The organism is Aetokthonos hydrillicola CCALA 1050 (assembly GCF_017591665.1).
GTDB lineage: Bacteria > Cyanobacteriota > Cyanobacteriia > Cyanobacteriales > Nostocaceae > Aetokthonos > Aetokthonos hydrillicola.
On sequence record NZ_JAAKGC010000066.1, the window covers coordinates 37,732 to 44,213 of the forward strand.

9 protein-coding genes are annotated in these 6,482 nt (G+C 42.2%); 4 read left to right on the forward strand and 5 right to left on the reverse strand.

Annotated elements, in window-relative coordinates; all coding sequences use genetic code 11:
• Positions 1-123 precede the first annotated feature (123 nt).
• The 4 genes from G4P69_RS25925 to G4P69_RS25940 all read right to left on the reverse strand — a co-directional run bounded on the left by G4P69_RS25925 (position 124) and on the right by G4P69_RS25940 (position 1,689).
• On the reverse strand, positions 124-585 hold the full coding sequence (locus tag G4P69_RS25925) for a ferredoxin (protein ID WP_208342355.1): 462 nt from the start codon (positions 583-585) through the stop codon (positions 124-126).
• Positions 585-971: a DUF1257 domain-containing protein gene (locus G4P69_RS25930; protein ID WP_208342357.1), complete on the reverse strand. Its 387-nt coding sequence runs from the start codon at positions 969-971 to the stop codon at positions 585-587. Before G4P69_RS25930 ends, G4P69_RS25925 begins: the two co-directional genes overlap by 1 nt.
• A 40-nt stretch (positions 972-1,011) precedes the next feature.
• The gene (locus G4P69_RS25935) at positions 1,012-1,224 is read right to left on the reverse strand and encodes a DUF2997 domain-containing protein (RefSeq protein WP_208342359.1); all 213 of its coding nucleotides are present in this window, start codon (positions 1,222-1,224) and stop codon (positions 1,012-1,014) included.
• A 312-nt stretch (positions 1,225-1,536) separates the two neighbouring features.
• Positions 1,537-1,689 carry a hypothetical protein gene (locus G4P69_RS25940; protein WP_208352236.1) on the reverse strand — a complete coding sequence of 51 codons (153 nt, stop codon included), beginning with the start codon at positions 1,687-1,689 and terminating at the stop codon, positions 1,537-1,539.
• Between the two features lie 50 nt (positions 1,690-1,739).
• On the opposite strand from G4P69_RS25940, the gene bioU reads away from it, so the two are divergent.
• The 4 genes from bioU to G4P69_RS25960 all read left to right on the forward strand — a co-directional run bounded on the left by bioU (position 1,740) and on the right by G4P69_RS25960 (position 5,162).
• Entirely contained in the window at positions 1,740-2,735 is a 996-nt protein-coding gene (gene bioU / locus G4P69_RS25945; protein ID WP_208343353.1) for a (S)-8-amino-7-oxononanoate synthase BioU, read from the forward strand.
• A 181-nt stretch (positions 2,736-2,916) separates the two neighbouring features.
• Complete coding sequence (locus G4P69_RS25950) at positions 2,917-3,099, forward strand: hypothetical protein (protein ID WP_208343352.1); 183 nt, start codon at positions 2,917-2,919, stop codon at positions 3,097-3,099.
• 585 nt (positions 3,100-3,684) lie between these two features.
• Positions 3,685-4,524: a reverse transcriptase N-terminal domain-containing protein gene (locus G4P69_RS25955; protein WP_208343351.1), complete on the forward strand. Its 840-nt coding sequence runs from the start codon at positions 3,685-3,687 to the stop codon at positions 4,522-4,524.
• Between the two features lie 386 nt (positions 4,525-4,910).
• Entirely contained in the window at positions 4,911-5,162 is a 252-nt protein-coding gene (locus G4P69_RS25960; protein WP_208343350.1) for a DUF1902 domain-containing protein, read from the forward strand.
• A gap of 722 nt (positions 5,163-5,884) precedes the next feature.
• Here the strand turns inward: G4P69_RS25960 and G4P69_RS25965 are convergent.
• Positions 5,885-6,482 (reverse strand): tetratricopeptide repeat protein (locus G4P69_RS25965; protein WP_208352239.1); only part of this gene is annotated, 598 nt, incomplete at its 5' end.

Genomic DNA, 6,482 nt, shown 5'->3' on the forward strand with positions numbered 1-6,482 from the left:
CTGGGTATATTGCATTCGTAACAAGTTAAAAGCGAGCCGTTTTTGTCAATATACCTAAAGGTGGAAATAAAAAAGGACTGGTCTGTCCAGCCCTATTTTTCACTGCTTGATTCTTTACTAAAACTAGTAGTTTAATTTTTTTATTCTGGACTTGGATTTTTTCCGTCGCCGTCCTGCTGTAACAACGGCATGTTCTACAGGATACCCCACAGTAGGAATTACCTGGTATTTGCGTTCTTCCTCTAACTTTTTCAGTTCAGCATAATTGACCCAGTGAATGCAATCAACGGGACAAGTGTCGATAGCTTCTTGGATGACTTCTTCTGGATCAATATCTTGGTTAATTACACGCGATCGCCCATAATCCGGTTCAATATAAAATGTATTACGGGCAACGTGGGCACAGTGCTTACAGCCAATGCAGGTGATTTCATCAACATATACACCTTTTTGGCGAAGAACACCGCCCAATTCAGGCTCTAAACCAGAGCGTTCTGGGCTGTCTCTTAAAAAGCCACCCAATTCTGGCTCTAAACCGGAACGGTTCTCTTGTGCATCCTCTGGCGACGGCAAAAAATCAGACATTACGCACTCCAGCGCTGGACTACTAAGCTAATAGAACCATCTTGATTTTGTTTTTGTTCTGCGACTTGAAAGCCTGCGTTAGCTGTTTCTTTTAAAACTGTGTGATAAGCATAGCGTTGTGTTACCTGACGCAAAAATCCTTCCACAGAGTGATTCTGTTTCCAATATTGCAAATCAGCAACAAGTTCGTATTCTTTTCCATTCCATTTAAAGCCGATATCGTAGCCATTATCCTGCTCGACAGTAATTTCGGCAGCATGGGTTTGTCCACGATATCCCCGTACCTCACTTGGACCTTCTTTCCAGTCTATGCCTAAATCACCAAGGGCATCTTTTAAAGATTCAAGGTTACGGATTTGGGTCTTGATTTGGCTGAAGTGTGACATGGTGTTTGTGATTCAATGAAACTAAAATTTGCTTGAAAACTTACCAATCGCTGAATGTGGTTTGTGTGTTCGCCACATCAGATTGCTGCACTGCTTTATTGGCAAAGTATTCTGAGGTTGGCTCGTGACTCAGTACTTGTCCTAGCTGTGCCTCAATTGCGGCTGTCACTTCAGCGCACGAAGCACCAATAATGCCAGTGACTTTCTCTTGTACCCGACCATCTGGATAAATTATGAATTCTAATGTCTCCATATTCTTAGCCAACCACGATACTACGCTTAGACTCTACTCATCGAGCAGCAAGCTACAAATGTAGCTATCGGAATATTTTTACTTAGCTATATTGCCATGTGTTAACTAATGTTCCATCTTTCAAAATATATAGCTCAGAAACTTTACAAAATTTATTATTTCTATGAGTTGTTACCCTTATCTCTTGTTAGTTTCCCTTAACTCAATCGATTAGTCAACCTCGATAGAGAACCGGTAATAAAAGTAGTAAACGCCAGAAAACAAGCACTAGTAAGAGTAAAAGGTCCAATCAAAACTAAAAATCAACTCAAATTATTGAAAATTTTTATCATTCATTAATGAGAAAACTGGAAATACTTTACCCCATACCCAATGCCCCATGCCCCATGCCCCATGCCCCATGCCCCATGCCCCATGCCCCATTCCCCATGCCCCATTCCCCATGCCCCATGCCCCATGCCCCATTCCCCATTTTCCTGTATTACACTATCTAAAAAGGAATCAAGCAGTCAATCATGAATCCAAAGCAAGCAATGGGTGTGGGAGTATTAGGCTTCGGCGGGTTAGGTCAAGCAGCCGCCAGAGTCCTAGCTCTTAAACAAGAAATGATTTTAGTAGCAGCAGCAGATAAACAAGGCTACGCTTACTCTACAGAGGGTTTAAATGCTGTTAGCTGTATTAGCACTTATCAGTCTCAAGGTTCGGTGGGTTATTTAGAACCGGTTGGTACGATCACAAATCGTAGTATCGAGGAATTAATAGTAAAAGCTCATAATGTAGATGGATATTTTCTAGCTTTACCAAACCTACCTAATAATTTTATTCCTTCTGTAGCTAAGCAGTTTATAAAATGTGGCTGGCGTGGGGTACTAGTGGATGCAATTAAACGTACTAGTGCAGTAGAACAGCTATTAGAGATGAAGGAAGAATTGGAAGCAGCAGGAATTACCTACATGACAGGATGTGGGGCGACACCAGGACTGTTGACAGCTGCCGCAGCTTTAGCAGCACAAAGCTATGCCGAAATTCATAAGGTTGAGATCACCTTTGGTGTGGGAATTGCTAACTGGGAAGCTTATCGTGCTACCGTCCGTGAGGATATTGGTCACATGCCTGGTTATAGTGTAGAAACTGCTAGGGCAATGACTGATGCAGAAGTAGAAGCACTGCTAGATAAAACCAACGGTGTGTTGACATTAGAGAATATGGAACACGCCGATGATGTCATGTTGGAGTTAGCAGGAATTGTGGAGCGCGATCGCGTAACTGTTGGTGGTGTAGTTGATACTCGCAACCCCAAAAAGCCTTTAAGCACGAACGTAAAAGTCACTGGTCGCACCTTTGAAGGTAAAATTTCTACCCATACCTTTACTTTAGGCGATGAAACCAGTATGGCAGCCAACGTTTGTGGTCCCGCCTTTGGTTATCTTAAAGCAGGTAAACAATTACACCAGCGCGGCATATATGGTATCTTCACCGCCGCTGAAATTATGCCTCAGTTTGTTAAGTAAAAAGTTAAAGTAATACCACCCACCGTCCATCATTGTAGGGGCGTAGCCTTCGGCTTCTCGCAGAGTATGGCATTCGCCCTTTACAAATCGGAAACAACCATTATCTGTTAATCTACAGAATGTCTAAATTTGTACAGTGTATAAGTCCTAAAAATTTGGGACAGTCTTGGATGATATTGGGATGACCGAACCGGAAACCAGTTTTTACGCCAATTACGACGAATCATGGAAAGTCGCAATTGAACAGTATTTCGAGGCATTTGTCGCCTTTTTCTTTCCCGAAGCGCATTCCTGCATCGCTTGGGAGCGGGGCTATGAATTTTTAGATAAAGAGTTCCAGGTGCGAATCGTTCTGTTGAAATAAGCTAAGTAACCTAGAACAGCTTAGGGATAACAGGCAGGGTATTAAGAAGAGGAAAACCTTAACAAAACCCTGACAACTGAAAGACCATGTAGGTGAAAATCCTACCCCGTAGGTGCAACGGTGAAAGCATCACCCCCAGGTTCGCGACTAGTCATCAACGCCTGAAGCGGGGTGAAAAGGCAGCATTACTGAAAGCCCAATTTGGTATCCTGCCGAGCAAAGTACTTATGAATAAGGAAAAACCTGAAGATGTGTCTGATGCATCGTTACCTTGAACCAGCGAAATAAGGCTGTTTGCGCTGGAGCCAAAAGGCAAAGGATAAAGGAGTTGGCGGGAATGGAACCGACCAATATGCACTTCTAACAAACCCGGTGTAGAGCATCATTCTAAAGGTACGTAGTATGGTTTTTCGGAACGAGATAACCGCTCAGTTGCTCAATGAGAAAACAATTCTACATTGTAGGTACTAACCAGATGCAGTGAGCAGGAAAGATTGAGTCAAAAGCAAAAGCCTGGGGTAATGCCCAGGATATGCAGACAGACTCACGGTGAAGTGGAAGATAATGTCTCCAGTAGGAGTATAAATGTCTAATACGAGTTTCAAGACTACGGTAGAATGGAACGCGATTAACTGGCGAAAGCTAGAGCGTCGAGTTTATCAGCTCCAAAAACGAATTTATCGAGCCTCTAGTCGTGGTGATGTCAAAGCATATCGTAGACTCCAGAAGATGCTGATGAAGTCCTGGTCAGCAAGAGCATTGGCGGTTCGTCGGGTGACCCAGGAGAACCTTTATCGCATTTTTGACCGCTACGGTCGAGAAGTAGTGAGTTTGGCAGTGCTAGGAGACGACCAAATAAATTGGCGACCTCAGGAATACAGCTACGGGCGCTGGGGCTGTGAGATGCGATTGCGCTTTCCCATCATCAAATTGTTAGACTATGAATGGGAAACACTGGAGTCGAGCGATAACCCGTTTGCAGTAGTAGTAATGGCGCATCGCAAAACCCAGGCCCCAGACCGATTGCAATGGAAACTGCATTTGATTAAAGGACTTTATCAGCGTGGGTATAGTCGACAGGATATCATAAAGATATTTGAAGTACTGGATAGAATGATGGGGTTGCCAGAACCTCTCGAACTGGCATTGAGAGAGGAAATAAGACAATTCGAGGAGGAAAAGCAAATGCCATATATTAGCAGTATCGAGCGCATCAGCCGACAAGAAGGACGACAAGAAGAGCGACACGATATTATCCGCAATCTCCTAGCCAGTCGGTTTGGGGTTATTGACGAAGAGTTAGAGACAATCATCCAGGCGTTAACAGACTTACCTATGTCTGAGTTTAGTAGCCTGCTGTTATCACTCTCAACCCTCTCACGAGAAGAACTCATTGCACGCTTCAAGCCGAACTCGCTTAACTAGCTGCGATAGAAAGCTCAAAAAGTTTTAAGATTTCTTAAAACCGTAAACAGTTATCAAGGTGTATGCTCCGATGTTAACTGATAACTGATCACTGATAACTGTTAAAGGCGGATCGCACTCCTACTATTTCAAGCTTGACAAACTTCACGAGCTTAGGGTATGCTTATTACATAATGGGAATATTGTGCGCCCATATATATAAAGACTTTTTGGAATATCTCTGTTTTTTTGGTTCCGCTACCTCAATAAGGGAGTTCTATTTAGCCTTCTCTATCAATAGCTACAGCGTTTATGTCAAAGCAGAGAATATTCTATTTGAATACACTAGTAAATGACGCAATAAATGTAAATGCCAAAAAATTTATTGTTTTGGTCTGATACATGAGATGGATAGTGAAAACATGGTAGTTAAAGTTGATGCTTTTTGGGATCATGAAGCAAAAGTCTGGGTAGCCACAAGCGAAGATGTTCCCGGATTGGTCACAGAAGCTTCTACAGAAGATGTATTAGTAGAAAAACTTAAGGTAATGATCCCTGATCTGATCGAATTAAATTTAAAAGATATTCTTGTTCGTTCGACAAGTATTGATTTAGACTTGATAAGTCGTAGAACTGAACGTATTAGCGTTGCATGTTAGATGGGAGTTTCATTTACCCCTCAAGTAAAACAAATTCTCTCGGAAGCAGACTGTTTTTTTACAAGACAAGGTAAAGGTGACCATGAAATATGGTATAGCTCCATAACAAACCGCTCTTTTGTAGTCGATAACTGTATGAAATCACGACATACAGCTAATGAGGTTCTAAAGCAGGCTGGTTTACCGAAACATTTTTGTTGAAGAAGAATTCAGGAGTCAGAATTCAGGAGTCAGAATCAATTTCGCCCTTGGATTCTTACCCCCACTAATTATAGACCGCTCAATCTCCGATCTCGCTGTGGTCTTAAACCCCTAGACTCATCCACCAGTCATACAGAATTCATGCTGAATTCTGTCTCCTGACTCCTGAGTTCTGTTTGATAAATACTCTTAGTTCTTCAATTTATATTGTTAGTACACTTAACTAACAACACTTCTAAAATTTCGGGATTGACAAACTTTTCAAGGTTAGGGTATGCTTTCTATATAATGGGAATCTGTGCGCCCCATATATATAAAGATTTATTACAACATCTTTGTGTTTTTCGACTCCGTTACCTTGGTGAGAGGGTATGATTTGGTTTCTTTGGAATAAAACCACCCTGCTGAAGTTTGAAGATGAAAAATCCTCCTATACATAGCAGCACAATAGTAATAAGTATGAGAATTTGAGAAACATTAACACGCCGATGCGGTGCTGGAGTGTTTTCTCCACTCTTGCTTTATTCCTCGTTTGCTGATCGCTGTATTCTTGCGAGAAATTGCCTCACCTCTTGAGCATCAGGAGATTGTAAGTGCTGGAAAATATCTAAAGATTGTTCTAAGTAAGAAAGTGCAGTAGAAAAATCTCCTCTTGCATATGCTAATAACTGTCCCAGCATCGCCAAACTCGTGGCTTTACCTTGAACATCCCCAATGCGTTCTTTTAATTCCAAAGAGTGCTGATAAAGGGAAATCGCCTCTGTGACATTTCGCTGTTTGGCGTAGATTGTAGCAAGACAGTGCAAACTCGCTGCTTTTCCTTGAACATTGCCAATGCGTTCATCTAATTCCAAAGACTGCTGATAAAGTGCGATCGCCTCGGTGACATTTCCCTGATTGGCGTAGATTCCAGCAAGACCGTGCAAACTTGCTGCTTTTCCTTGAACATCCCCAATGCGTTCATGTAAATCCAAAGATTGCTGATAAAGTGCGATCGCCTCGGTGACATTTCCCTGATTGGCGTAGATTCCAGCAAGTTGGTGCAAACTCGCAGCTTTTCCTTGAACATCCCCAATGCGTTCTAATAAATCCAAAGATTGCTGATAAAGTGTGATCGCC